The organism is Bradyrhizobium lablabi, assembly GCF_001440475.1.
In the GTDB taxonomy this organism is placed as follows: domain Bacteria; phylum Pseudomonadota; class Alphaproteobacteria; order Rhizobiales; family Xanthobacteraceae; genus Bradyrhizobium; species Bradyrhizobium lablabi.
The window spans coordinates 1-25194 of sequence record NZ_LLYB01000062.1 but is presented as its reverse complement, the minus strand read 5'-3'; the positions used below and the strand labels follow the sequence as shown (position 1 = coordinate 25194).

The following is a 25194-nucleotide window of genomic DNA, read 5'->3' as shown; positions in this document are numbered from 1 at the left end:
CAGTCATTTGCCGGAACTACTTCAGATCGGCGATGGTCGCGGGCCCCGGCCCCGGCGTGACCAGTGTCGGCCATTGCTTCGAGCCGAAGGGAACAGCGGGCGGCAGGAACGGCGTCATGCCGCGCTTGCCGGTCTCGGCAATGATCGCGGCGCGCGCGTCACCTCCCATCAACTCGTAATCCATCAGATGGTAGTTGCCGAAGAACAGCGCGCCGACCGAGCGATCGGCGATGATGCGGGTCAGCGATTCCAGCATGTCGGCCGGCGTGGTCGTGAAGGAGATCGTCTCGATCAACAGCAGGCGGGTATTGATCGCTTCGGGCCCGAAGAACTGCGCCAGCACGCTGAACAACACGTTGTTCTGGCGCGCGACGTAGATCGTGTTGCTGGCGGCATAGGTCTTGTCCCAGTCGGCGCCCAGTTGCGCCTTCCATTCGGCCAGCACCGTCATCCAGTGCGCGACCTGTGTTTGCGCCGCCCATGCGACGTTCTTGGCCAGATAAGGCGCCTGCTTCTTGCCGAAGGCTTCGAGCGTGGCGAAGGGAATGACGCCCTTGGCGATGCATTCGTCCATGAACGCGATGTTGTTCTGCAGGATGGTGCGGTTGTTGTCGCGCCAGCCCGCTTCCATCGGCGTCGCATCGAGGCCGTCGAGCGCCGATTGCATGCGGCTGCGATAGGCCAGCATCGAACCGCGCCAGGACTTGTTATCGGGGTTGTCGACATAGGGGCCGACGACCTGCACCAGCGCCATCGTGCTGTGCCCGACCGACTTGAGCAATTGATAGACGATCGGCACCTGCGGCGCGTCCATCGGCGCCATGCCCGGCCGGTAGAGGATCATCCGGCCACCCGCGCCCGAGAACAGGCCGAGGATCACCGGATGCTTGCTCAGGATGTTCTTCTGGAAAATCTTTGCTGCATCGCCGTAGAGCTCGAACATGCCGGTGTTGAGCGCCAGCATATCCCTGGTGGCGACGTCAGAAGGTGTGGTGGTGGCCTTTCCGGAGATTGGCGCCATGTAGGCGGGCAAGGTCTGGGCGGTGGCGACGGTCCCGGTCGAGAGCAATGCCGCAACGGCCAGACTGGGAGAGAGCCTCATGTCACGTTCCTTACAATTGCCCTGAAATTGTATGCCGACGAATATCTGATTCTGGGACTAGCGATCAGTCCGCGGATAGCTAGACTTGGACAGCTAGACTTGGCACGAGGCCGGTAAACGGGCCCTTTCAAAAAAAGACAGAGTTCGGGAGGTTGATATGATGCGCCTGAGGTCAGCGCTGGCGCTGGCAGCATCTCTGCTTGCGGCATCGGTTCCACTGGCCACGCCCGGCCTGGCGCAGGACTATCCGTCGCGTCCGGTGAAGGTGATTGTTCCCTTCGGCGCCGGGGGACCCGCAGACGTCACCGCCCGCCAGATCGGGAACATTCTGCAGGAAACGCTCGGGCAGCCCTTCGTGGTCGAAAACCGAACCGGCGCCGGCGGGGTGATCGGCACGCAGGAAGCCATCAAGTCGCCGGCGGACGGCTATACGCTATTGATGATGTCGAACACCCAGACCGCGAATGAATCGCTGGTGCCGCAACGCAAATACGAACTGATGCGCGATCTCGTGCCGATCGCCCCGGTCAACTATTCCGACCTCGTCATCGTCGTTCACCCTTCCGTGCAGGCGAAGACGCTGCAGGAATTCGTAGCGCTCGCCAAATCGCAACCTGGCAAACTGAACTACGCCTCATCAGGTCAGGGCACGCCGTATCACATGGCGGGCGAACTGTTCAAAGCCATGGCCGGCATCGATCTCGTGCACGTGCCCTACCGCAACAGCGGCGAGGCGCGCAGCGGCGTAATCGGCGGCCAGGTTCAGATGATGATCGACGCCGTTCCGGCGATGGCGCCCAATGTCGCGGAGAATCAGGTGCGCGCGCTGGCCACGACGGGCCAGACACGTTCGACCGTGCTGCCCAGCGCGCCGACGGCGATCGAGGCCGGCATTCCCGGCTATGAGGCCACCATCTGGCTCGGCTTGATGGCGCCCGCGGGCACGCCCAAGCCGATCATTGACAAGATCAACGCCGCCGTAAACGACATCGTGAAGCGACCTGACATAATAAAACTATGGTCCCAGCAAGGCGTCGTCCCCATGTCAATGACGTCAGGCGAATTCGACAAATTCCTCCGCGGCGATATCGTGAAGTGGGCGGAAGTCGTCAAGAAATTCGACAAGCAACCGCAATAGGAAACCGCGAGAGAAGGTTCGCCCGCGATGCCGAGCGTTCGATTCCGCCTCAATGGCGTCGAGACCGAGGTCGACGCCGATCCCGACCGGTCCTTGCTGGATATTCTGCGCGGGCAACTCGGCGTGACCGGACCGCATTTCGGCTGCGGCGCCGGTGAGTGCGGCGCTTGCAATGTGATCGTCGGAGATCGCGCGGTGTCGGCCTGCGATGCGCAGCTGTGGTCGGTGGCGGACAAGGATGTCACGACCATTGAGGGGCTGGGAACGAGCGAGCAGCCGCATCCACTGCAGCGCGCCTTCATCACCGAGCAGGCGCTGCAATGCGGCTATTGCGTCTCCGGCATCCTGATGAGCGCAGCGGCGCTGCTGAAGCGAAATCCGTCACCGACCAGCCGGGAGGTGAAAGAAGCGCTTGACGGCAATCTATGCCGCTGCGGTTCGCATAATCGCATGGTGCGGGCGGTGCTGCGCGCAGCGGAAGAAATGGCGGCAGGATGAACCAGCAGGCCCCCGCTCCGTCTCAGCCCGCATTGCCGGCAAGCCTCGCGGCCAATCCGAAACTGTCGTCGTGGCTGAAATTCTCGAGCGCCGGGCAGGTAACGGTCTCGCCGGGCAAGGTGGAGATCGGGCAAGGCATCGTGACGGCGCTGGCGCAGATCGCCGCCGATGAACTCGATATCGACCTGTCGCGCGTGCAGATGATCCGGGCGTCGACTGTCGCCAGCCCCAACGAGGGCGTCACCTCGGGCAGCCTCTCCATTCAGCAATCGGGCCGCGCGTTGCGTCATGCCTGCGCCGAGGTACGCCGGATATTTCTACAGCAGGCGGCAGAGCGGCTCGGGGTCGATATCGATGCGCTCGAAATCGAGGATGGCACCATTTCGGGGCCCGGCAATGTCAGGACCAGCTATTGGGAACTGGCCGACGAGGTCTCGCTCGATCACAACGCCACATCAGGCGTAACGCCAAAGATCGCAACGCGCCGTGCGCTGGCCGGAAACTCGATCCAGCGGATCGACATACCAGACAAGGTGTTTGCCCGGCCGCGGTTCATCCACGATCAGGCGTTGGCGGGCATGCTGCATGGCCGCGTGCTGCGGCCCGAGAACGCGCGCGCGAAACTTTCGGAATTGAGAGAGGATGGCGCCCGCGCGGTGGCTGGTCTTGTCGCCATCGTGCGCGATGGCAGTTTCGCGGGTGTCGTCAGCGAGACCGAGCACGGCGCGGAACTGGCCGTTCGAGCCTTGCGCAAGGGGGCCGTCTGGTCCGACGGCGACCCCCTCCCCGATGAAAACGATCTGGCTTCATTCCTGAAAGCGCAGCCATCGGAATTGACGGTCATCGACACGAAAACCGCGACGTCGTCCGCTACTGCGGCGCGAACCATCCGGCGGCAATATACCCGTCCCTATATTGCCCATGCGTCGATCGCACCGTCCTGTGCGATGGCGCAGTGGGACGGCGACCGCGTTCATGTCTGGACTCACAGTCAGGGCGTCTATCTCCTGCGCGCCGATCTGGCGCTGGTTCTCAAACTGCCGGTCGAGAACATCACCGTCGAGCATATGGAAGGCGCCGGCTGTTACGGCCACAACGCCGCCGACGACGTGGCACTGGACGCCGTGCTGCTCGCCAGGGCCGTTGGCGGCCGTCCGGTGCGGGTCCAGTGGTCGCGCCAGGGCGAGATGTCCGACGCGCCCTTTGGCGCGGCGATGGCCATCGAGATTGAAGCGGACCTCGATGCGCAGGGAGAGATTATCGAGTGGCGGCATTCGATCTGGAGCAATGGTCACGCGGCGCGGCCGGGCCGCGCGGCACAGCCCGCGCTATTGGCCGCATTCGAACTGGAGAAACCGTTTCCGCGGATGATCTCGACCAATCCGCCGCAGGCCAACGGCGGCGGCGGCGATCGCAACTCGATCCCGCTCTATGATTTTCCGTCATGGCGCATTGAAAGCCATCGCCTGACGACGATGCCCATTCGCACGTCGGCGCTGCGGACGCTGGGTGGACAGGGCAATGTGTTTGCGATCGAATCGATCCTCGATGAAATCGCCGCCGAGCGCGGCGAAGATCCGCTCGCGTTCCGGCTGCGTCACTTGCGGGACGAGCGGGCCAAAGACGTCATTCGGGCTGTGGCCAGGCGCGCGAAGTGGAAGCCGGAGAAGCAGCCCGGCATTGGGTACGGCATCGGCTTCGGCCGCTACAAGAACACCGGCGCCTATTGCGCCGCGATCGCCGAGATCGAGGGCGCCGAGGAGATTACCGTCAGGAAGCTGACGCTGGCGGTCGATGTCGGCGAAGCCATCAATCCCGACGGCGTCATCAACCAGATCGAGGGCGGCGCCATTCAAGCCACGAGCTGGGTGCTGAAGGAGCGCGTGCGCTTCGACCGGCAACGCATCACCAGCACCAGCTGGACGGAATATCCGATCCTGCGCTTCAGCGAGGTGCCCGATGTCGAGGTCGAACTGATCCAGCGTCCGGATATCGATCCGGTCGGCGCCGGCGAGGCCGCCCACGGCCCCGTCACGGCCGCCATCGCCAACGCGGTCTTCGATGCACTTGGCGTGCGGGTGCGCGACCTGCCGATTACGCGCGACAGGATCATCGCCGCGATGGAATTGACCTCATGAACAGATTGAACATCCTGAGCGGCGGCGCGGCGCAAGGCCTTGTCGGAAGCCTGACGCAGGCTTTCAAAGTGCAAACCGGATTCGATATCGCGGGTGAGTTCGGCGCGGTCGGCGCCATGGCAGACAAACTGCGCAAGGGCGCTCCCGCTGACATTATTATCCTGACCGCGGCGCTGCTCGCCAAACTGACGGAGGAGAAGCTGGTCACCGCCGCTTCGATCGCCGATGTCGGCCTGGTCGAAACCGCCCTCGCCGTTCGCGCCGGCGACCCCCGCGTCACGGTCAGGGATGCCGCAGGCTTGCGCGAGGCCTTGCTGGTGTCTGACGCGATCTTCGCGCCCGACACCAAGGCCTCGACGGCTGGAATTCACGTTGCAAATGTCCTTCAGCAGCTCGGCATCGCCGATCAAGTTGCCGATCGCCTCAGGATTTTCCCGAACGGCGCGACCGCGATGCGCGAACTGGCGGCGTCCGAGGCGCGGCGTCCGATCGGCTGCACGCAATCAACCGAGATCATCAGCACCAAGGGCGTAACCTTGTCCGGCCCGCTGCCGCCGGGCTGCGAACTCGCAACGATGTACACGGCAGGTATCACAACCGCAGCGGCCCACCCGCGCGAAGCCCAGGAGCTGATCGGCTTGTTGACCGGCACTGAGCAGCTTGAACAGCGAAAGCGCGCTGGCTTCGTCAGCTAGACCCTCGTCCTCAATTCGTGAGTCTCAGCGGGCGCGACCGCACCTCTCGACAGCCCGTCAGTGAAAGGATCTTGAAGCCTCGGAATTCGGCCTGCCGCGTTGCACGCTCACCGATCATGGTTGGGGACCCATTCCTCCGCGGTTGGGTCCCAATGATGGGTGTCGTCGAAGTGTTTCCAGAGTGGCCGCCTTGGTTTGCTTTCACCCTTCTGTCGTTTTGCATTCAGTGCGCTGAGTTGGACGACGAGCGCCCCAGCCATCATCACCCATTCGCGAGCGTTGTATCGGGAGTTCCATTTGATTGTCGCGAACATCGGATGCCTCCTTTTACGTAAGAAGCCTTCGCGATCTTAGCCCAGGCCAAGAACACAGGGATGTAATGTATTTCACAGCCTGGCAACATCTTCGACATTGCCGCGGACAACCCTATCAGGGCATGTGTCTGGCGAGACGCCGGAGGGCTGAGTGTCCCAGAGCATCCATTGCGACCCTGGAACTCGCCGATCGGCCGCCCGAACTGCTCGCGCGTTTTGGCCCATTCAACGGCCTGCTCCAACGCACGAGAAAGTCAGCTCTCAGAGGCAAGCCGGACCTCACCGCCTTTCCAGCTAACACAAATTCGCGCCAGCGAGCTCCGACCGCTACCGTCAGGAATACAAGATCGTAGAAGGTCGCGTTTGGCGCAGAAAATCGTGGCCTGTGGTAGCGGGGTCCGCTACAGCCCGATACCCACTATTGTGAAAGCATCTTTCTCGTATCGCCGCGCAGCCTACTGAAGCATAGCGACCGTTTCCAGGTGAATGACAACCATCTGCGGCGAGAACTAGCTTATACTCTCCAACACCGAGCGAGCCTTTTCAAGATCCGTAGTGCCGTGGCCATTCGTGAACCCACCATACCTCGCCGAGAGCAGCGTGCGCGCGCTGTCAATTTGTCCGGCATCCCGCCAGACCTGCGCCAGACTTGTCGCGGTCCGCAATTCGAAAAGTCTCGCATTCTGCCTTTGTGCCGTTTCCAATCCGCGTCGGAACAAAGCCTCTACCTCAGCAAGCGATGCGCCCTGGGAGAGTCTCGCGCAGGCTCGTACGCGAAATTCCTCCGCCTCGCTGTAACGCTGCCCAGTTGCATCAGCCTCCGCCGCCGCTCGATCCAGCAAGGCGATAGCCTCATCGTTCCTCTGGTTCTGCATCAGGATATCGGCTTCGCTGATCAGGAAATAGGGAAGCCAGATCCTGGTTTGCACCCGATCTCGGATTTCCCGGCTGCGCTGCAGTCGTGCCAAGCCGATATCCAACGCGCCCGTTATGGCCGAAGCCCAACCTAGAAGCGCCTCCGTAAAACATTCCCAGTAGAAAACATGATGCCGGCTCATGATCTCGACAAGCTCTTCAGCGAGCGAGAAGACCGCGACAGGATCCTGCTCAACCATTGACTTCATCGCGCAATGATAGATCACATAGCAGCTCGTCAAGTGGTGTCCGCGTTCACGGGCCTCATGCAAACTGCGCACGCACAGCTCCTGTGCCTCGTCAAGACGGCCGAGTTGTTGTGCGGCGATCGAATACTGTGCCATGGTCGTTGGACGTGGAATCGTCAGATAGTTACCGAGCGTCGTCGCCGAGCCTTCGCGCTCAAACTCCTCTATCACTTCCAGGAACCGCTCGCGCGCCGTGACCAGTTCGCCGCTCGCCAGCGCAATCATTGCCTTGATCCGAACCCCTTGTGCCGCCGATGTCCCGTCCTCGGCCCGGCGCGCCAGTTCGAGAAAGCTCCCCACGTACTCAAGAGTGCGCGGAAAGTCGCACCGTACGAGAGCACCGCCGGCCCGGCCCCACAAGATCCGCAGCAATTGCTGCGTTTCTCCGAGGTCCTGACCAAGTTCGAGCAGCCGGGCGTAATTCTGTTCGACCTCCGTCCCGGAATAACCACTCGTTGCGTAGAGCGGTTCGATCATGGCGATCCTGAGTTCAAACTCCCGGCGTTGGGTCAATGAATCATCCGCAAGGTGCGTGAGTAGCCCCAAAGCGCGGTGAAACTGGCTGACCGCTTCAATGTTGTTGTATCTGCCTGCCGACCGCGAAGCGGCGCGGGCCCACCAATCAATCGCTTGCGAGATGAGGCCCGCTTCGGTGAAATGGTGCGCCAATAATTCCGGTTGCGCCTCCGCTATCTGGGCAGAGTTGCTCTGCAACGTCTCGGCGATGCGTTTGTGCAGCTTCTGGCGCCGACTGATGAGCAACGTCGAGTAGGCAGCCTCCTGCACGAGGCCATGCTTGAATGTGTAGATCACCTCCGGTGGATTTCCTCGCGCGCTGATCAGGTCCGCCGCCTCAAGCAGTGTCAAAGCAGCTTCAAGTTCCTTGGGCTTTGATGGCACCACCGCAGCCAACAGTTCGAATGAAAACTCCCGCCCGATTACCGCACCAATCTGCGCAACGGATTTGCTCTCTGTCAGCCGGTCAAGACGGGCAAGCAATGAGTCCTGCAGCGTTACCGGTATCATCGACTCACCGGATCCCCGCTTGTCGTCATAGGAACCGGTACTCGCCTCATACGGGCCGGAGTCGACTACGACCTTCGTCAGTTCCTCGATGAACAAAGGCATCCCGTCCGCCTTGGAGACGATTTGCTCAACAAGTGCATCGGCTAGATCCTTCCCCGCCACCCGTCGGACCAACTCGTACGACTGCCGTCGGCTCAGCCGATTGAGGCTGAACGAAGCAACCTGGCTACGGCCGGTCCACGGGGGGTGAAATTCCGGCCGGTGCGTTATTACGGCCAGGATGCGAGCGCTGTTTGTCCGGCCCAAGCCGTGGCTGATTGCCTCGACCGTTGTCGGATCAATCCAGTGCGCATCTTCCAGTATCCATAATACTGGCTTCAACCGCGACAGGTTCACGACCCAATCGTCCAGAGCATCAAGTGTCAGGCTCTTTAACTTCTCGGGTGCTCCCTCGTGTCGGGGCAAACGATCGCCAATGGGTATCGACAGCAGGTCTGCAAAAAGCGCTATCGTCTCGGGCGCCACATTCCCGGACTTCTGCATCTCAGCAATCAATCGATTCAATTTCTCCTCAGGCTCCATGCCGAGCGTCAGTCCGGCCACGCGTTCAAAATAGGTGAAGATCGGGTGCAGCGCACTAACGGTATGGAACGGCGAGCACTGCAGGCGGATAATGAAATGGCTCTCTGTTGCAATCCGGCTCGCAAGGGCCATGCATAATCGCGACTTTCCGATTCCTGCTTCGCCCGTCAGCAGGACCAACTGACGCTCGCCGTCGCATGCAGTCCGCCATCGCGCAAGCAACAGCGACAGCTCATCCTCCCGGCCAACCACTTCGGTCAGATCGGCGTGGTGTGTAGCATCGAAACGGCTTTCGGCCGCCGCCTCGTGCAGCACGCGCCATACGGGTCTCAGGCCGGGCAGCCCCTTCAAGTCGCACATGCCGAGAAATTCAAGCTCGAACATGCCCTCGACCAACCGGCGTGTGCTGCCGGCAATAGCTACGCCGTCGGGGGGAGCAAGGCTCTGCAGCCGTGCGGCCAGCACCGGGGTTTCCCCGACAACCGATTCTTCCCTGGCCGCGCCCTCACCAAGAAGGTCACCAACGACGACAAGACCTGTCGCGATTCCCGTTCGCACATGCAACGTTACACCCGGTAGCGGGGCCAGATTTGGTACGGCCTGACTAAGTTGCAAGCCCGCGCGCACAGCTCGTTCCGCGGCATCCTCCAACGCGGCCGGATAGCCAAAGTAGGCGACGATTCCGTCTCCAGTGTATCTGGCAATGAAACCGCCAAGGGAGGTCACAGCATTCACGCACGCATCGAGGTAGACGCCCATCACCTTGCGAAGCTCTTCAGGGTCCAGCTTGGAGGCAAGGTCCGTCGACTCGACCATGTCGCAGATCAACACGGTCAACTGTCGCCTCTCAGCGTCAGGCCTTGTCCGCACAAGCTTGACAGGCGCGCGCTGTTCGGTCGTTTCCCGCCCGAGAAGGTCGTCGATGGCCTTGAAAAGCTTCTTGCGGTGCCCCAGCGGTACACCAAGACGCACCAGATCGTCGTCCGTCAGGTCAGGCAGAACATCGCTGTCGATCGCCTGATCGGCGAACAGGGCCCGGTATTGGCCAAGTCCAAGCTCTTCAAGCCACGCCCCGACGTCCAGACTTTGCATGAGCTTGCATGTCCCAAAACCTTGATCGCCTAGCGCATTGCTCGTTCTGGTCGCCGCTACGCTGCACTTCAGCGCCAACCGGGCAGCGTCGATCCAAGGACGCGCTATGTGATCAAGGCTTGTTTTCTTCAGCTTCCACTTTGGCAACCCTACACCAAAATCGCCGGCTAGTAGCGGCTCAATTGCCGGGTTTGCTCGATCAGCGCGATCAAGGGGGCGGGATCAACAGCGAACGATCGTGCCTCGGTTCGCCCCTCCTCGGCGATCTGGTCGAGATAAGCTTCTGCTTCGGGCAGCTTGGCGACGAAGTGCCTGCCCAGCTCTGCCAGATTGCCGCCCTCCGGGTCGCAAAACAGCTTTGCCGCCGCGGGATCGCGAATTGCCAGCGCCGCAGGTAGCGTAAGGATACCATCGCGCAAGTCCTCCTCCCCACCGCCTCCGAGTGCGGCCAGCCCCTTCACATCGCCAACATCGTCGCAACCGTGATAGAGCAGCCCCAGCAGGCCACCAAAAGTTCGCAGCCTGCCCGACCGATCGCCCAGGCAGGCACACACCTCGAACATCGAGCCGGTGTCCTCTCCGGCGATCTTGCGCCAGTCCTCAACTCCCAGCGGTTGACGACGAAGCCGCCACTGCAGGCATTCAGCCACGCCTAATCGTTTCAACAGTTCCGAAAACAATGCAATGCCTCTTAGGTCATCCTTCAGTTGCAGATAACCCTCCGCCACGATGTAGCCCGAAGTCATCAAAGCCGACAGTTCGCCGAACTTGGTGTGCATGGTGGCCCGACCGCGCCGCGTCGGGGAACGATCGACAATGTCGTCAATGATCAAAGAAACATTGTGAAACAGCTCGATTACCAGAGCCGACTGCATGATCTGTTCGGGGATCGGCCCTTCGCGCACCGCCCGATAACAGGAGAAGATCGTCAACGGACGAAAATACTTTGATCCCGTCAGGAATTGCCATTCAAGCGCTTCGCGCATCTCCTCGCTGCAGCCGTCAATCCAGCGTGCAATGCGCTCGCGCAAGTCGGCCATCTCCGTCTCGAAACCAAGCCGTGCAATGACAGATTTTGTGGTTTGCTCTTGCATGTTTGAAGCGCGCCGCCCTAGATTTTACTGCGCCAGCGCCTGCGGTAGGATCCGGACAGGTCGGGCTGTTGCAAATTCTGCGCTAAGCTCTCATCCAAATTGATCAACTCGCTCTGCAAAATGCGCGCCTCCCTGACAGCCAGGTCCCCCACCTCGCGCAGCAATGCACGCAATTCATCGGCCGCAAGGAGCCGCTCAGATCCCGACGCACGGCCGTCGGTCGCGTTGGCGCCAACAGCCTGAGCCAAGCTCGCTTGATGACTTGCGAATATCTGAGCCAGCCCTAGCCAGTAACTGGCCGACCTGTTCGCGGCGATCATCATGGCGTGGCCCATTGGCACCACGAAATCAGTGGCGACCGAATTCTCCTGGCCGCCTGGCGGCGAACCAATCGCCCCCTCGGCGCTCGACTGGTCGAATCGCTGGCGATTGACGGCGGCCAAATCAGCCATCGCGCCGAGCATGCCGATCATCGGCCCTAGCAGCGTTGCCCCGAGCAAGCCCGTCCCCGGATTACCGGCCTCGGATTGCACCGTCATGTTTTCCCGAAGCCCAGCACCCGCCAACCAGGCGTCACTCATTGCCATAAACATGCCGGTGAGAGGGTCGTGCACCGATCGACCGGGACCAGAACCAGACATGCCTTCTCCCTTTGACATTCTGAAAACCTGTGCACGGCGCTGTTACTCCGCCCTGCGCCGTGCTGAGTGGCGTGCGCGGTTTCGGAGCACAACCAGCACTTCATTTCCCGGCAAATGCAGACGCCGATCAATCCCTAACCATTGTGCGCCGTCCACGCAAACTGTCATATCGTGAAAGAAATTCCATCATTGAGATCCGCGGTAGGCCCGCGAGGGAGCGACAGACGTGCGCCAACCCCGGCCGAGATGCTCCGGGAATGCCGGCATCATCGACCGGATGCGCCGACCCGGCAGCCCCGCCTTTGAGCCGCGTTTCCGTTGCAAGCGTCATGAGTGCTTCCTGATATGCCTGCCCCATTAGCTGGGCATAGCGGCCAGCGACATCGGCTAGCGCACCCGCCGCGGCCGATTGGGCCAGAAGCATTTCGGTGAAGATTGTCCGATAGTTTGCCTGCATCCGGTAGTATTCCATTGATTTGCAATCAACGAGAGGCGACAATCCTGATATTATTCAGCGCAACTCGAGGGCGAGATGCCAGAAGTAATAATCGTCGGCTCCGGTTTGGCCGGTATCTCCGCAGCCACCCGGCTCATGGAGCAGGGCTTCGACATAACATTATATGAGCAGAACAACTTTCTCGGCGGCAAGCTCGGCGCTCATAGAGACAGCGACAAACCCGACCCGCACGAGCATTGCTACCACATGTACCTGAACTGGTACAATAATTTCTGGCAGTTCATGGCGGAGATCGGCGCCGCCGACAAGTTCATACCAAGCACTGTCATCGGCTGCCGCTTTCCGGGAGACAAGCAGACGCGGCCGTATCTGACCAATCCCGGATCGCCCGCGACAATTCTGACCAATATGCTGAACGGCGTCGCGTCCCCTGCGGACCAATTCCTTTCGGCATATTCACTGCTCGACCTCATCGGCACGCAATCGATGTCAGGGGCTGTGCTGGAGCAAACCTCGGTCAGCAATTTCTTTCGATCAAGGGGCTACAGCACCGAAGGTTCCTTAACAGCCTCCGCGCGCACCTTGGCGGAGGCCTTTGCCTCGCCAAGTTACCTTTCCTCGGCGCGAAGCTATCAGAGCCTGGTAAAGTATGGCTATCGCAACCCGACTCCGTCCTTGTGGCTACTCACGCAGAACACCAACGACGGAATCTTCGAGCCGTGGAGACGACACCTCGAAGCGCGTGCAAAGGAGCTGAAGCGCCGCTTCAAAATTCACTTCCAGATGCGGGTCGAAAGCCTTCACCTGACGGATGGCGAGGTGCGCGAATTGACACTCGGCGAGATGCCGGAGGAGCCGACCACCGACCGCAACGTCGATCCGAAGCCAAGCAAAACGTGGAAGGTCAACGTTCCCGGTGATCTGGTGCTCGCCGTACCGCCAGGCCCGCTCGGTCGCCTCGTTAGCCCGGAGGTCGCGGCTTGCGCACCCAAGCTTGAAACGGTTCGCGAGTTGCGATCGGAGCCCATGATCTCCCTTGATGCGTATTTCAAGTGCAGGATCCCAGGCTTGACCAAAAGCATTACGCTACTTCTGGGCTCGAAATACAACCTAAGTCTGCTCGACATTTCGCAGGTCTGGAAGGAATGGCCCGAGGGAGGAGGCACCGCGCTTAACGTCATCTCCTCAAATGCCGACTTGATCGCCGATTATCCGAAAGAAGTCATTCGGGAAATAATGCTCAAGGAATTGCAACGCTTCCTCGACTTCAAGCTTGATGATGTGGACTACGACCGCTGCCATGTTCAAACCAATGTCGGCGAAGAACTTTTCGTCAATCAGGTCGGCAGCTGGGACTCCCGCCCAAAGGCGGTTTGTGAGATTCCCAACCTCTTTCTGGCCGGCGATTTCTGCCAGACCTTCGTCGATGTCGTCACGGTAGAAGGAGCCGTGGTCAGCGGACTGTTGGCGGCCGAGGCATTGCGCCGCAAGCACAAGATTGGCGCTCCGATCGATATCATCCAGCCGGATTCCTATCCGGCGTTTCTTCCCGCGGCGCTCGCGGCGGCTCTGCGCCCTGCGGCCTTTGCCGCAAAGGCAGTCTCAATGGCGGATTCAATGATGCGCTCAAATTTCTCCCGAATTTTTCCCAACGGATGATCTTTGGACGCTGAAACTCATCGACGAAAATCCAATAGCCGTGCCGGACCGTAAATCGCGGTCTGCCGCTCCGTCCAGCCATTCGCGGCTGGCAACCTGTCGGCGATGTCGAAACTGCGCAGCATCTCGCATACACAAACCGACTTGCCATCGGCACACAGGCACAAGCCGTCTCCCGACGTGCCCAATTCAAGTATCACCGATCCGCCGATCTGCGTTCCCTCTCCGCTGCCGCTTTTCGTCGTCATTGCCCAATAAGTCCGCCGTTCCGGACCTGCTCCACGTTGAGAGATGGAAAAAGTCGGCAGATCGGAAGACCGTGCATCGCCGAATCGCGGAAAGCGGATCGACAACGCCTTGCCCTTCGCGTTCGGAACGCCGAATAGCACGTTGTCCGCGGCATAACCGACCGCGAGCTTGGGGGAGACGATCTTTTCTAACCCCCATACGATGCGGGCGGCCTCTTTGGTGAACTCCTGCGTGACGACAATCGCCAAGTAATGGGTGAACAGCTGCCTTGCGGGATCGTCCTTCACGGTCACCGTCAACGCAACAACGAACTCCGGATAAACGCCAAAATCGCTGTTGCGATAGTCCACTCCGACAATCATGAGCGGCGTCCGCCCGCCGCCGGCATCGAACGCTGACAGGATATGGCGAGCCGCGCCAAGCGAACGGTTGGCCGCCTCGGTGTCCACGAAAAACATCGCCCATCCCTGCGAAGCGTCCAGAACCCGCGCCGGCATCGCGAACGGCTTGCCGTCTACCTCGAAAATCTCTCCATTCGGTTCAGGCCCGGCATCCACGTCACTGAGGTAGGGCTGCGGACTAGCATCGGATCGCCGCGTCAATTCCATCGCCGCCTTTTCGGCAATCGACGGCGCTATCGCCGCCAACTCGCCCAGGCAATTCACGTAGCCGCTGACCATGTTCCGCAGCAACGCCTCCGGCGGCGCGGATGCCATCGCGCCCCGCACTAGACGGTCGACCTCGTATCCCCAACTGCGACTGGCTATTGTCCACCATTGGCCATACGCCTCCGCGCCGAAACGAAGTGCCATCTCGCCGACGCGCAGCAGGTGGTCGTTACGCGATGGTCGGGGGGCCCCTGAAGAAGACAAAATAGGCGGCATGACGGAAGCTCCTGGCCTGCTCCGATCGGGCGACATGCCTGCGGCTGACACAGTGCGCTAAATGGACATTGTGTAATGAGCAATGGCAAGCATCTCACGATGTTACACGGAGGCAGGCCGAACTCAAGTTAGCTTTGCTATCTGTTGACGAACGAATAACTGCATCTACTTTGGTGGCAGCGTCGAGCGACCGTCTCGGCGCCGGCTGGCTCAGCGCGCCCCCGGCGCATCGAGGGCGGCAAGCAATGACGACCGCAATCGGTCATCAGGTTCGAAATTCCCGGCAAGGGTTCGTATGACGTCCTCGAAGCGAGCTCTGTACTTGGCCGCCTCAGCCGGCTTGCCGAGGCTCTCACAGACCTCCACACCCGCCCGATAGACCCGCCAAGCGGCGAGCGGCATGTCGGCGTCTTCGAGAGTTGAGAGGGCACGCGAGAGCTCCGCCCTTGCCTCCTCCAAATCGCCCGCAGCGAGCGCAACCCGGGTGAGCAGCCCGTGCGCCTGCGCCAGATGATTGCGATCGGGCGCCGGCGCGACGTACTCGTACAGCTTTGTCGCCGATGTCCGCGCCTGTGCGATGTCGCCGACCTGAAGGCTGTATTCGCAGAGGCAATGGTGTAGCTGCGCGTAGATCGTGTAATCCATCATGATGCCGTCGGAATTCAGCCGTTGCATGACGTTATCGAACTGCTGGTGCGCTCGTTGCGGCTCGTTCAGGCCGACGAAGACCTTCGCAAGAACGGCTCGCTGAAAGAAGAAGGCGAAGGGATTTTCTTCAAGCACTGCTTGGTCGATGCTCTCGCAGAGCTCGCGCGCACCATGAAAATCCATCGCCTCGACGTGGAGCCACCCCAAGGTGAGGCGGCATAGGGCGATCGCCGGACGGTTAGCGTTTCTTTCCGCCAGCGCTAGCGCGGCGATGGTCTCTTGCTGCAATCGCCGCCATTGGCCGAGATGGATCAGCGCGGTCGACTCCATCACATTGAACAGCACAAAGATGTAGACGTCGCCGACCTCCTGCGCGAGCTTCTTGCCATCGGTTCCCGAACGACGGCATTCCTCGTAGCGCGACCGTAAGCATTCGAGGATTCCCTCGATACCGTATCGCCGGATCAGCGTGCCGTGATCGCGCGCGTCAGCCGTTACCTGCAACGCTTTCTCGCAAAGTGCAGCATCCTGCTCCTTCCAGCCTTTCAGCCAGAGATTGATGCTGGCGCTGCTGCCCTGCACCAGAGCCTTGAAGGCGTCATCCTCAAGCGCTTCACTCTTGGCAAGCGCTTCGTTGGAAGCGTGAAGGCACATGCGGCGGTCGGCATGAAGGCAGAACCGGCTTACGGCCAGGAGCCCGTTGACCTCATGGCGAAGCTGCCCCGCGTCCGCGGCGCAAGCGATCATCTCCTCGAGATCGCGAACCGAGCCGGCGAGATCCCCCGCCGAGCGTCGCGCCCAGCTCCGCTGTCGCAACAGGCTGGTGCGCGGCCCATACTGATCCGTCGTTCCCAGACGATCGAGAATGCCGAGTGCGCGGGACAGATAATTGGTCGCCTCCTCGTGACCGAGGCGTTTCGCGGAGTTTTCTGCGGCCTGGCTGAGATAGCGCAGCGCACGCGGGAAATCGTGGCTCTGCTCGAAATGCAACGCGAGCGTAGCCGCAATATTTTCCGTCCGGTCCCCATATCCCTGCTCGAGACGCTCGCCCATGCGGTGATGGATCTGGAGGCGCCGTGCCGGGGTGAGCCGTTGATAGAGCACGTTCTGATAGAGAATGTGTTGGAAAGCGTAGGATCCGGAATAGGTCCCGTCGGGCCATTCAGAAACGCCGGACGACACCACCGTGTGATCCTTGCGTGCAAGACCCTCCAGGACTTCCTCGGTCTCCACGGTGTCGCGCGACAGACCAGCGGCCACGAGGGCTGCAGCGCATTCGCTCCCCGCTACGCTGGCCGCCTCGAGCATCTGCTGCTCGTCCTCACTCAGACGATCGATCCGATGTGTGATCATGTTGATCAGATCGTTTGGCACGACATCCTCTGACAGGGCGGTTCCGGATCCGAGGCGCCAGGCGCCGTCGATCTCCACAATCGACTCGTGATTGACCAGGTAGTCCACAAGCGAGGCGATGAACAACGGCTGCCCCTGGGTGCGCCCGAACATCGGCCCGGAGAGCGCCGAAGCGAGCTTCTCGTCCTGGAAACGCAAGGCGAGGTGGTGCTCCACCTCGGTTTTGGACAATCGATCGAGTTGCAGGTCGCTGCACCTCCCGTGGATCTCCAAATCCTGATGCAGACGGCGAACCGGATGTCCACTCATGATGCTGTCGCCAACACGATAGGTGGCAAGAACGAGCACTTGAGCCTTGCGGTCTCCGTGTGCGAAGCGCGACAGAACGTCGACCGTCTGGAAGTCGCTCCAATGCATATCCTCGATGACGAGGACCCACGGGCGATCCACACTCAACACTTCGACCAGATCGCAGAACTCACGCGACATCCGTTCTCGTGTCGCCCCGAATACCTCATTCCGGAACGCGGCCCGGTCCGCCACATCGAGAAAACCGGGCATCTGGAGCAGCCAGGCCGGCGCATGGGCGCGCACGGCCTCCAGGACAGCCGAACCGTCCGGAGCGCGACAGCGCGTCGTCAGCGAATCGATCAGCGGGAGAAATGCCTCGTTGACGCCGAAACGCTCGGTACAGAATCCGCACAGGGTCTCGACGCGATATCGGGAAAGCTGCTCCATCGCCATCTCGACGAACGAGGTCTTGCCGATACCAGCCTCGCCGGTGATGAAGACGACCTGTCTGTCGCCGGCGAGCATCCGCTGCGTGACCTTGTCCAGCGTAGCCAGCGGACCGTTTCGCCCGACGAGCCAGCGGGACCGGCGGGCGATTGATCCCTCCTGACTTCTGTCGCCGGCTGCACCGGGGGACAGGATAGTGCGCCCACCCCCCTGGGCAGGCGGCACCTTCTCTTCGATCGCGCTGTGGTGCGAACTCGTCGTGGTCGGGCCGACGAACCGATATCCACGGCGCGGCAGGGTTTCGATCCAACGCTCCCCGCCCGGCTCGGCTGCAAGCGCTTTGCGCAGCGCCGCAATCTGAACCGACAGATTGCTTTCTTCGACGACCATGCCTGACCAAGCGGCCTGGATCAATTCGTCCTTGGAAACCACCAAACCTTGACGTTTCGCCAGCGCGCTGAGCAGTGCGACGGCGCGGCAGCCGACGGGTAGCAGATCGTTGCCACGATAGAGAGTTGCGGTATCGACATCCAATCGGAACGGTCCGATTGCAAGCGTCGCGCGCTTGTCGCCATTGTCAAGAACGGACCGAGAGTCGTTCAACACGGCGAGCCTCCCGCGATGCCATTCTGCATCGGCTGAAGGGAATAAGCGTACCTTATAGCAGAGAATTTCGTTCCGCTGTGAGGGAGGTCACAGGAGTTGCGAGCAACGCCATCGCCCCAGCGACCGTGGCAAAGCGCGGTGTGATCGGGTTGATTGGTGCAGCCGGGGGTATTCCCGTAAGGCCCCGCCTGACCGTTTGGCGGAGCCCCGTTGCGCCACTCTTGGGAAAGAGTTGGACGCCAACTCAGCAAAGCCGCTGATTACTGTCTTTCCTGCAATCTATTGGGCGATCCGGAGGCTTTCGTCAGCTGGTGCCGTTCCAAACGCGGCTATTCTTGCCTCTACAGCGCGGCTCATCCGAGCACGTTGCCGGACCTCCGCCAAGTCTCAGCCGATGGAGTGAGACATCATAGTTCGCCGTTGTTCACTCGGGAGGGTGCTGTCTATCGCTAACTGCTGCCTGGGCTTGATACTGATCAAGTTCAGCAGCGTTGCGGTCGCGATCATCGCCGCGATGCCAACGAGACTCACCGCAATCTGCATCGCAAGCCCGTCCGAGATATCGAACAGCACCATGTGGCCGGCGAACGCCAGCAGAACGCCAAGGCAATAGATTGGCAGCGAGCTCCGGCCACAACAGATCGCGCCGCGCATCACCGGCGTCGTCAGCCCTCGCCAATTGCGAGGCACGAATCGTGCTGCCAAAACCGCTATCGCCAAAAAATGCAACAATCGCAGTGGATCAAGATTGCATTTATCCACTTGGTGCAGCTGCGCAAACGTCTGCGGGATCAGTCCTTCCAGCGGTTTGATGCGCCAGCTCAGTGCGATGACCAGACTGAAGAGTAGATAGAGGGCAGCAAGTCCAAGCACCGTGCGTGACGTGACCCACGGCCGGACGTTCCTGTCCTCGATCATCCACCACGCGCCAAGCACAACGAGGAGCTGCCAGGCCAGCGGATTGAAGGCCCAGTGACCGCTCGGCCACGCCGGGACGGTCCAGCCGAAGACATGCACCAGCACGTAAAGTGCTACCGACGCGCCAAGCGTCACGTTCGGCAGTCGCAGCAGCAACCACAGTAACGGCGCGAACAAAAGATGAAGAAGCACAAAGATCGGCAACACGTCGGTATTGACCGGACGGTATTGCAGTATCGCCGCGTGGGCGAGCGTCGCGCCCAGCTGGTCCAATAGAATGCGCGTATTGCTCTCGTCAGCGAGACGACCGCCGCCTGCGAGGTGAACCAGGATGGCGCAAGCGAGCGTGAGCAGCAGAAATGCAACGTAAATGTCCCAGCTTCGCCGCAGGGTCCGGCGGATCACCGCGGTCCAGCCCTCGCAGCGCAATGCCTTGCCGTAGNTACGCCCGAGACGAACATGAATACTTCCGCGGCATCGCTGAAGCCGTAGTTCCGCAGCGTCAGCCAACTTCCGATGTTGTTCGGGACATGGTCAAGAAAGATGAACCACAGCGCGATGCCTCGGCAGGCATCTATTCGTAGGTCGCGACCCGCACCTTTGAGCTCCGCCAGCTCGCTGACCGATGGCTTAGAGGTGGCTTTTCGGTCGCTCATCTCGTTCCTCCAGACTGGAAAGATGGGCCGATGTTGGAGCTTTTGGTGTGAGGTGGTCACACTCCGAGACTTATGATGGCGCTGAAATTACAAGCCAGCATGAAAGAGGCATCGTTCGAAGTCCTAAAGCGCTGCCGAAAAAGTTACGAAATCAGTCAAATCTTTCCTGAGATTGTGGATTCGATGTTTGACGCACCAGAGCTGTGTCCAATTCGCTTGAGAAAGGCGCTTGACGGTCTCGCCAGGACTGCATGCCGTCGAGGTCATCGAAGAAGATGCTGAGGTGCGAGTCTGGATGTTAGACGGTTGCATGGAGACGGAGTGGCGGCCGAGGCGGCCGGTGTACCCCAACACAGTACAATTCTCCCCCCAGGAATCCGCTTGCGGTCGGGCTTCGGCGGCCAAGTTCGCGATGTCCGCTCTACACCGATAAAACGCAGCGAGGCTGGCGGCCGTCAGTAGGATTCTATGCGTCGCCCGCAAATCTGCGAGCGACTCTGGTGTGGCGGAATCAAAATCCGCGCGCGCACGATTTCTGGTTGCCAACGCGAATTCATATACTAATATATCAATTGAGAAAGCAGCCATGCCCGCCCGCGCATCGAAAAAGACGGATCCAACGGTTCGCCGAATTGCCGCCGGCACGCGCCGCAGCGGCAGACCGCGCGCGGCGACGGCAGCATCGAAAATCTATTCTGATCTTCGCGGCGAACTGGTGTCGCTGCAGCGCCGCCCGGGCGAAGCGATTTCCGAGGCGCAGATCGCGGTCTCCTACGGCGTGAGCCGCACCCCCGTTCGCGAGGCGATCCTCAAATTATCGGACGAAGGCCTGCTGGAGATCTATCCGCAGTCCGGCATCTTCGTCTCGCGCATTCCGGTGGCAGCACTGCCGGAGGCCATCATCATCCGCAAGGCGTTGGAGGAGACTACCGCGCGGATGGCAGCGGAGCGCGCGACACCGAGCCAGATTTTGGCGCTGCAGTCGATCCTGGAACGCCAGCGCGAGGCCAGCGCGGCCGGAGACAGCGACACGTTCCATCAAGCCGATGAAATGTTTCATGCTACGGTTGCCGAGGTCGCCGGCTATCCCGGAATCTGGAAATATATTCAGCAGGTGAAGGTTCACGTCGATCGCTATCGCCGGCTGACCCTGCCCCAGCGCGGTCGGATCGCAAAGGTCATCATCGAACACGAAGCCGTCCTGACCGCCATCGAGGCGCATGACGCCGAGGGCGCAAGGCGGGCGATGGAAGTCCACCTCGAAAGCCTGCTCGAGAACATCTCGGCTACCCAACACATCAATCCGGAGTACTTCGACGAACGACCCTAGAATTCGAAAAGTCCATAAAACGATAAAACACATCAGGAGGAACAACATGAAACGCCGCGACTTCATCAAGTTGAGCGCAGGCCTCGGGGCCACAATGGCGACCACGGCGCCGCTGTCATCGGCCTTTGCGCAAACCAAAATGGTGCTGAAGGCTTCCGACGTTCATCCGCTCGGTTATCCGACGGTCGAGGCCGTCGTCCGGATGGGCAAGAAGCTGGAGGCCGCCACCAATGGCCGGCTGACGATCCAGATGTTCCCCTCGATGCAGCTTGGCGGCGAAAAGGAGATGATCGAGCAGGCACAGCTCGGCGCACTGCAGATCGCCCGTATTTCGGTCGGCGCCGTAGGACCGGTCGTGGACGACGTCAACGTCTTCAACATGCCGTTCGTCTTCCGCAACTCCAAGCATATGGAGAAAGTCATCGACGGCGAAATCGGCGACGAGTTGCTGGCGAAGATTTCCGCGAACGAAAAGACTGGCCTGATCGCGCTGTGCTGGATGAACGCCGGCTCGCGCAACGTCTACAACAACAAGCGGCCGGTCCGGACCATTGCCGACCTCAAGGGCCTCAAGGTCCGCATGATGGGCAATCCGCTGTTCGTCGACACCATGAACGCACTCGGCGGCAACGGCGTGGCGCTCGGCTTCGATCAGGTGTTCAGCTCGATGCAGACCGGCGTGGTCGATGGCGCCGAGAACAATCCGCCATCGTTCATGGCGCAGAACCATTACCAGGTGGCCAAGTATTTCACGATGACCGAACACCTGATCATTCCGGAGCTTCTGGTGTTCTCACGCATCTCCTGGCAGAAGCTGTCGCCGGACGATCAGGCGCTGATCAAGAAGCTTTCAAAGGAAGCGCAGCAAGAGCAGCGCGTGCTCTGGTATGAAGCGGAGAATGCCGCAATCGAGAAAATGAAGGCGTCCGGTACCGAGATCATCACCGACATCGACAAGAAGCCGTTCCAGGATGCCGTCAAGCCGGTGTGGGACAAATACGGCGCCAAGTATGCTGCGATGGTCAAGCGCATCGAAGCGGTCCAATAGGCACAGCCCCCGATCGGGCGTGGCCGGAGGTTCGTTCCGGCCATTCCGCCGGACTGCCAGAGCGATTCGAAGCGCCGTCATTCTCCGAGGTTGAAATGTCCAATTCTGCGGCTGGAATTTTCCGGCGTGTGAACGATGCCGTTTACTGGACCGGCGCCACGATCGCGTGTGTGGCGCTGGTGCTGGTCTCGGCAGTTATTCCGTGGGCCGTCTATACCCGCTATATCCTCAACAGCGCTTCGTCATGGCCGGAGCCGATGGCGGTGCTGCTGACCGTCGGCATCACCTTCATCGGCTCGGCCAACTGTTATCGCCAGCGCATCCATATGAACATGACTGTTGGCACCGACCTGCTGCCGCCGCTGCTGCGCCGTGCCTCCCTCTTCCTGAGCGAAGTCTTGATGGGCGTGATTGCGATCTTCATGGTGGTGTGGGGACTGCGGCTTGTTCATACCACCTGGGATAATTCGGTGGATGAATTTCCCTGGCTTTCCGTCGGCATCACCTATCTTCCGATCGTGGTCAGCGGCGCGATGATGCTCCTGTTCGTCGTCGAACGCCTGACCATTGGCCCGCCCCCGCGCGACGGCGCTGACGCTCACGTACCGGTCGAGTAATTGCCATGGATATCGCGGTTCTGCTTCTCAGCATGTGCTTCTTCTTCGCGATCGGCATGCCGATCGCCTATGCGCTGGCGCTGTCCTCACTCGTCGGCGCGCTCTGGATCGACCTGCCCGTCGGCGCCGTCATGCAGCAATTTGCCAGCGGCGTCGGCAAGGTCTCGATGCTGACCATCCCGTTCTTCGTGCTGGCCGGCGCCATCATGGCCGAGGGCGGCATGGCCAGGCGGCTGGTCGACTTTGCAGCCGTGGTCGTCGGTTTCACACGCATCCGGGGCGGCCTTTCGCAGGTCAATATCCTCGCGACCACGATCATGAGCGGCATCTCCGGATCGTCGGTCGCCGACACCTCCGCGATCGGCTCGGTGATGATCCCGCAGATGGCCGCCAAGGGCTATCCGCGGGTGTTCGCAACCAACGTGACCATCAGCGCCTCGCTGCAGGCGATCATCGTCCCGCCGAGCCACAACTCGGTGATCTATTCGCTGGCGACCGGCGGCGTAGTCTCGATCACCAGCCTGTTCCTGGCCGGCGTGCTCCCCGGCCTCCTGCTCGGCTTCTCGCTGATGGTGCTTTGCCTGTTCTACGCCTATCGCGACAAGCATCCCAAGGGAGAGCCGGTCCCGATCCGGCAGGCGATCAAGATGCTCGGCGACGCCGTATGGGGCATCGTGACGCTGGTCATCGTCCTCGGCGGCATCCTCACCGGCGTCTTCACGCCGATCGAGGCCGGCGCGGTCGCCTGCGTCTGGGCGTTCTTCGTCACGATGTTCATCTACCGGGACTACAAATGGTCCGAACTGCCATTGCTGGTCTACAAGACGCTGCAAACCGTGGCGATGGTGTTGACGCTGGTCGCAACCGCGTCGTGCTTCGGCTATGTCGCCGCCCTGATGCAGATGCCGGCGAAAATGACCGAATTCTTCGTCGCTATATCGAGCAACAAATACGTGCTGCTGATGTGGCTGAACATCATGCTGCTGATTCTCGGAACGGCGCTCGACCTCGCCCCCCTGCTGCTGATCTGCACCCCGATCCTGCTGCCGGTGGTCAAGAGCTTCGGCATCGATCCCGTGCATTTCGGGATCGTCATGCTGCTCAATCTCGGGATCGGCCTGCTGACGCCGCCGGTGGGAACGACGCTGTTCGTCGGCTGCGCCATTGGCAAGGTTTCCGTCGACGAGGTGATGCGCGGCATCTGGCCATTCTATTACGTGCGAGGTAATGGATTTTGGCAGCTAACTACTTGAACCGACATGAATTTATTTTTCAGCCTCCCGGCGAATACCAACACAAATACCAACATCCCGAACTCAAGCACTGGCAATGAAAAAATATTGGCGAGCCTTGCCCAGGTTTTATCCAGTCCTGAGTTCGAAAGTGATCCAGCACGTGCGCGAGAAGTTCGTCTGCCGAGCCTGCCAATCTGTCACCGAATCCGCCGGGCCCTCGCACCCGATTGCACGTGGACGTGCGGGGCCGAAGCTGTTCGCCCAGATGAGTGCTGAGGCCGCATGAAGGCGGTGCTGAGCAAGTCGCCGCCGACCAGGTAAAATGCCTTGCCGAAGCGTATCCTCCGCTTCGGAGTTTCCGCGACGACGATGGAAGATGGCTCCTTGCAAAAAAGTTCGATCATTCCGGGCTTGGGGGGAACCCACGTTTCTCGCCGCGCTTCCGTAGAGGTCAGGAGTGGGCCCGCGCTCCTGGGCTTCTGGGCTTCTGGGCTGCAGCTGGTCCACGTAGGCGGACCGCACCGCGGCACACCAATTTCGAAGACAGTTCGATCTGCGCCTCTCACCGGCCGACAGGGTATGGTTTGACGGCGGCAATCAATTCGAACCTGATTGGATTTGTCGAGGGTGTCCGCTATGACACCAGAAGGGCCTTGAAGTGGAGCCGCTAAAGCATTCTGTTCTTCTGCGGGCTGATGGGCGGCGGTTTGGCGCTTTGTTCAGCAGGCCGGTAAGCCGCAGACCTTCCAGGATGCCTTCCAGCCGCTGCACACGGATCATCGAAGCAACCATTGAGACGGCGTCCTGCTGTTGGATCGTGAAGTGCACATCCGGAAACTGCTCAGACATCGCCTCTAAGAATGTCTGCGGGTTGGTAACGTGATCTCGGACCGCATGGGCCGCGTCCTCCGCGAGGTAGGTCGCCAAATCGCCGTCGACGAACCCGACGAAATTGAAGTCATAACGGGTACGCTCCTGGATCGATTGCCGAATCAGCTCGCTCCGGTGTTTTGCCTCAACGAAGAGCATAAAAACCGCGTCAGGCAGGTTGTCGCGCGGCACATTCTTCAAATCAGCGATCCGGGCGTAAATGTCCTTCCCAGCGCCCTCGTTCCGCTCGAATCGAGCTTGAACCTCCTGGGTCTCGTGCTTCCGCAGCATTTTCTTCTTTCCGAACATCGCACATCCTCCTGGACTAGGCCGCGAAGCGCCTCCAAAAGCGAAGGTGCTTGCGTTTCGATGAACGCCTCTCTGAGCATCGTCTCACTCTGCTGGCAATGGGTCGCATGACGGACCTCTCCGTAGGCGGTCTG

The 25194-nt window shown here is 60.7% G+C and carries 18 protein-coding genes and 2 pseudogenes; 9 read left to right on the top strand and 11 right to left on the bottom strand.

Annotation, left to right across the window (positions count from 1 at the left end):
- Window positions 1-16 precede the first annotated feature (16 nt).
- Window positions 17-1102, bottom strand: a complete 1086-nt coding sequence (locus tag CQ14_RS14605) for a hypothetical protein (protein WP_057858580.1) — start codon at window positions 1100-1102, stop codon at window positions 17-19.
- 160 nt (window positions 1103-1262) lie between these two features.
- On the opposite strand from CQ14_RS14605, the gene CQ14_RS14600 reads away from it, so the two are divergent.
- The 4 genes from CQ14_RS14600 to CQ14_RS14585 are packed head-to-tail and all read left to right on the top strand — an operon-like array spanning window position 1263 to window position 5571.
- Complete coding sequence (locus CQ14_RS14600) at window positions 1263-2240, top strand: Bug family tripartite tricarboxylate transporter substrate binding protein (protein WP_199805531.1); 978 nt, start codon at window positions 1263-1265, stop codon at window positions 2238-2240.
- A 27-nt stretch (window positions 2241-2267) separates the two neighbouring features.
- On the top strand, window positions 2268-2738 hold the full coding sequence (locus CQ14_RS14595; RefSeq protein WP_057858578.1) for a (2Fe-2S)-binding protein: 471 nt from the start codon (window positions 2268-2270) through the stop codon (window positions 2736-2738).
- Complete coding sequence (locus tag CQ14_RS14590) at window positions 2735-4876, top strand: xanthine dehydrogenase family protein molybdopterin-binding subunit (protein WP_057858577.1); 2142 nt, start codon at window positions 2735-2737, stop codon at window positions 4874-4876. Before CQ14_RS14595 ends, CQ14_RS14590 begins: the two co-directional genes overlap by 4 nt.
- The gene (locus CQ14_RS14585; protein ID WP_057858576.1) at window positions 4873-5571 is read left to right on the top strand and encodes a molybdate ABC transporter substrate-binding protein; all 699 of its coding nucleotides are present in this window, start codon (window positions 4873-4875) and stop codon (window positions 5569-5571) included. Before CQ14_RS14590 ends, CQ14_RS14585 begins: the two co-directional genes overlap by 4 nt.
- A 107-nt stretch (window positions 5572-5678) precedes the next feature.
- Here CQ14_RS14585 and CQ14_RS46235 read toward each other — a convergent pair whose 3' ends face one another.
- The 5 genes from CQ14_RS46235 to CQ14_RS14570 form a co-directional block, all read right to left on the bottom strand.
- Window positions 5679-5885 carry a hypothetical protein gene (locus tag CQ14_RS46235; RefSeq protein ID WP_156434992.1) on the bottom strand — a complete coding sequence of 69 codons (207 nt, stop codon included), beginning with the start codon at window positions 5883-5885 and terminating at the stop codon, window positions 5679-5681.
- Entirely contained in the window at window positions 5834-6127 is a 294-nt protein-coding gene (locus CQ14_RS47830) for a hypothetical protein (RefSeq protein WP_347337135.1), read from the bottom strand. The genes CQ14_RS46235 and CQ14_RS47830 overlap by 52 nt, the downstream gene beginning before the upstream one ends.
- A gap of 267 nt (window positions 6128-6394) precedes the next feature.
- Window positions 6395-9748 carry an AAA family ATPase gene (locus CQ14_RS14580; protein WP_057858606.1) on the bottom strand — a complete coding sequence of 1118 codons (3354 nt, stop codon included), beginning with the start codon at window positions 9746-9748 and terminating at the stop codon, window positions 6395-6397.
- Between the two features lie 167 nt (window positions 9749-9915).
- Window positions 9916-10788: a polyprenyl synthetase family protein gene (locus CQ14_RS14575; protein WP_057858575.1), complete on the bottom strand. Its 873-nt coding sequence runs from the start codon at window positions 10786-10788 to the stop codon at window positions 9916-9918.
- A gap of 71 nt (window positions 10789-10859) precedes the next feature.
- Window positions 10860-11483, bottom strand: a complete 624-nt coding sequence (locus CQ14_RS14570) for a hypothetical protein (protein ID WP_156434990.1) — start codon at window positions 11481-11483, stop codon at window positions 10860-10862.
- A 532-nt stretch (window positions 11484-12015) separates the two neighbouring features.
- Here CQ14_RS14570 and CQ14_RS14560 point away from each other — a divergent pair.
- Entirely contained in the window at window positions 12016-13599 is a 1584-nt protein-coding gene (locus CQ14_RS14560) for an FAD-dependent oxidoreductase (protein ID WP_057858572.1), read from the top strand.
- Between the two features lie 17 nt (window positions 13600-13616).
- Here the strand turns inward: CQ14_RS14560 and CQ14_RS14555 are convergent, their stop codons facing one another.
- From CQ14_RS14555 to opgC, 4 genes and pseudogenes are all read right to left on the bottom strand, one after another.
- Window positions 13617-14732 (bottom strand): SAM-dependent methyltransferase, encoded by a 1116-nt coding sequence (locus CQ14_RS14555; protein WP_156434988.1) that lies wholly within the window; start codon window positions 14730-14732, stop codon window positions 13617-13619.
- A gap of 210 nt (window positions 14733-14942) precedes the next feature.
- Window positions 14943-18077 carry an AAA family ATPase gene (locus tag CQ14_RS14550; RefSeq protein WP_082649868.1) on the bottom strand — a complete coding sequence of 1045 codons (3135 nt, stop codon included), beginning with the start codon at window positions 18075-18077 and terminating at the stop codon, window positions 14943-14945.
- A gap of 387 nt (window positions 18078-18464) precedes the next feature.
- A pseudogene (locus CQ14_RS14545) lies at window positions 18465-19437 on the bottom strand (OpgC domain-containing protein); the annotation flags it as partial.
- A gap of 1 nt (window position 19438) precedes the next feature.
- Window positions 19439-19651, bottom strand: a pseudogene (gene opgC / locus CQ14_RS46230) (OpgC domain-containing protein); the annotation flags it as partial.
- Between the two features lie 586 nt (window positions 19652-20237).
- Here opgC and CQ14_RS14540 point away from each other — a divergent pair.
- The 4 genes from CQ14_RS14540 (at window position 20238) to CQ14_RS14525 (ending at window position 23899) form a co-directional block, all read left to right on the top strand.
- Complete coding sequence (locus tag CQ14_RS14540; protein WP_057858569.1) at window positions 20238-20981, top strand: GntR family transcriptional regulator; 744 nt, start codon at window positions 20238-20240, stop codon at window positions 20979-20981.
- 46 nt (window positions 20982-21027) lie between these two features.
- Entirely contained in the window at window positions 21028-22029 is a 1002-nt protein-coding gene (gene dctP / locus CQ14_RS14535; protein ID WP_057858568.1) for a TRAP transporter substrate-binding protein DctP, read from the top strand.
- Between the two features lie 128 nt (window positions 22030-22157).
- Complete coding sequence (locus CQ14_RS14530; RefSeq protein ID WP_245320349.1) at window positions 22158-22646, top strand: TRAP transporter small permease; 489 nt, start codon at window positions 22158-22160, stop codon at window positions 22644-22646.
- A gap of 5 nt (window positions 22647-22651) precedes the next feature.
- The gene (locus CQ14_RS14525; protein ID WP_057858566.1) at window positions 22652-23899 is read left to right on the top strand and encodes a TRAP transporter large permease; all 1248 of its coding nucleotides are present in this window, start codon (window positions 22652-22654) and stop codon (window positions 23897-23899) included.
- A 579-nt stretch (window positions 23900-24478) separates the two neighbouring features.
- Here the strand turns inward: CQ14_RS14525 and CQ14_RS14515 are convergent.
- Entirely contained in the window at window positions 24479-25060 is a 582-nt protein-coding gene (locus CQ14_RS14515) for a hypothetical protein (protein ID WP_057858564.1), read from the bottom strand.
- Window positions 25061-25194 lie beyond the last annotated feature (134 nt).